This is a genomic window from Candidatus Methylomirabilota bacterium (genome assembly GCA_028870115.1).
Classification (GTDB): Bacteria; Methylomirabilota; Methylomirabilia; order Methylomirabilales; family Methylomirabilaceae; genus Methylomirabilis.
The window spans coordinates 1-2,010 of the sequence record JAGWQH010000071.1 but is presented as its reverse complement, the minus strand read 5'-3'; the positions used below and the strand labels follow the sequence as shown (position 1 = coordinate 2,010).

Below are 2,010 nucleotides of genomic sequence, written 5' to 3'. Positions count from 1 at the left end.
TTTTCGGTCATCACGCTGTTGGCCGCCGGGCTGGCTTGGGGCTCTGACTGGTACATGAACCGCGGAAAATGATATACAAAAGAACCGGAAAAGGACTGCTCCCTCTCGAAGCTCATCGCCGATATTCGGACGGCCACTTCGCAGTATCAGGACCTGGAGCAGGCCTAGGAGCCTGTCGAAGAAATAGCGTTGCGACTCACGTGACAGCAGAAGGCGTCGGGTCCCGACCGACTGTGGGAGCACACCAGCGATCATGGAGCGCGAACTGCCTCGGTCGCGAAGCGCCCCTGGCCGTGCCCGTTACGCCTGCTGGGGGGGGTCCACCTCGCCTGAAACAACTTCAGCAGGTTGTGCGTCAGACAGATCAGTCGCCACTCCGCCCGAACCTTGCCGATCCCTCGGAACGCAAAGCGCCGGAAGCCCCGCCCGGCCTTGATCTGGCCGAAGACGGGTTCGACGATCGCCTTACGCAGGGCGTAGATCGCCTGTCCGGCAACGGTCTGCAGTTTGTGCCGCATCTGCGCGATGACCGGCGCATCGGGCGGCGGGGGGTCGCTGTCGGACGGGGACCGTCCGCCATGTTTCTGTCGATCCGGAGGCACGTACAGGTCGATGGCTTGCAGGACCGGATCCGTCACCTGTGGGGCGCTGAAGTACCCCGCATCCGCCGACACCTGCGCCGGCTTCCGATTGAGATTGGCCTCCACAGACTGCAGCATCGGCACCAGTTGCGCTTTATCGTTGGCCTGCTGGGTGACGGCGGCCGCCACAATGATCTGCGCCTGACTGTCCACGGCCGCCTGGGCGTTGTAGGCCTGGACGAAACTCTTCGTCGCCCCATCCTTCATGATCCGAGACTCAGGGTCGGTGAAGTTGCGTTGGGCCTTCGGTCTCGGGGTAGCGGTGGTCGGGTCAGGGACCGTGGGGGGCCGTCCTGTGGGGGTCCGGCCGGTCTCGCGTGCCCGCTGCGCTCGCTCGGTCAGCTTCGCCTGCGCGGCGGCCGCGGCCTGGACGGCTTGCGCGGTCGCCTCCGCCTCCAGCGCGGCCTTGGCCTCCCGGATCTTGGCGAGCCGACTCTCGCGGCGGGCCAGCTCGGCGGGCAACGTGTCGCCGCAACGGCCCGTCCCCTGCTGGGCGTCCTCCGCCGCGTCGACGGCCGCAGCCTGGGCGAGGAGGGCTGCGACCTCCTGTTCAAGTTTCTGCTCGGTCTCGCCCATCCGGCTGTAGCTCATCGCCTTGTGCTTGGAGGCATTGGCCAGGACCTTGGTCCCGTCCAGTGCTACGTGCCCCAAGCGCACCAGCCCGGCCCGCTGGCAGAGCTGGAGCACCTGGGCGAACAGCCCCGCGAGGGCGGCCAGGTGGCGCTGCCGAAAGGCGGCCAGGCTGTCGTGATCGGGATGCTGGTTGGCCGCCAGGATCCGGTAGGGGATCTCCTCGTGGGTCGCGCGCTCGATCTGGCGCGAGGATGGCTTCCCCATGCAGTAGGCGTACACCAGCAGCTTTACCATCATCGCCGGGTGGTACGGCGGCTGCCCGCGCCCGTCGCCCTCGTCGTAGGCGGCGACGATCGACGTCAGATCGAGCACATCCACCACATCGCTGATGAACAGCACCAGGTGGCCTTCGGGAAGCCAGTCACGCAGGGCCGGGGGCAACAGGAACAGCTGGTCGGGGTTGTACGGCTTGAATGTTTTCATGGGACCAGTATAGCGCGGACGGCCCGCGTGTCCAGTACGCATACTGTGTGCCGTGCGCTTTTTTCTCCGACAGGCTCCTAGGGTATTGGTAATAAGTAAGGGATTATGCGAGTACAATCGCGACGGGTTGCGGTGATTACCGGCGGCACCAAGGGGATCGGCAAGGCGATCGCCTACCGCCTCGCCCAGGATGGGTGCGACGTCGTCCTGAATTATCATGGCGACGACGGAGCAGCCCAATCGGCCCTCCGGGAGTTCGAGGGGCTCCCTGTGAAGGCGGTGACTGTGAAAGCGGATGTCTCTGCCTCCGCCG

General features: G+C 65.7%; 1 protein-coding gene and 1 pseudogene. One reads left to right on the top strand and one right to left on the bottom strand.

What is annotated here, in order from left to right:
• Positions 1-326: 326 nt before the first annotated feature.
• Positions 327-1,697, bottom strand: a pseudogene (locus KGL31_08050) (IS1182 family transposase).
• A 105-nt stretch (positions 1,698-1,802) separates the two neighbouring features.
• On the opposite strand from KGL31_08050, the gene KGL31_08045 reads away from it, so the two are divergent.
• The coding region (locus KGL31_08045) for an SDR family NAD(P)-dependent oxidoreductase (GenBank protein MDE2321850.1) at positions 1,803-2,010 on the top strand (208 nt) is incomplete at its 3' end.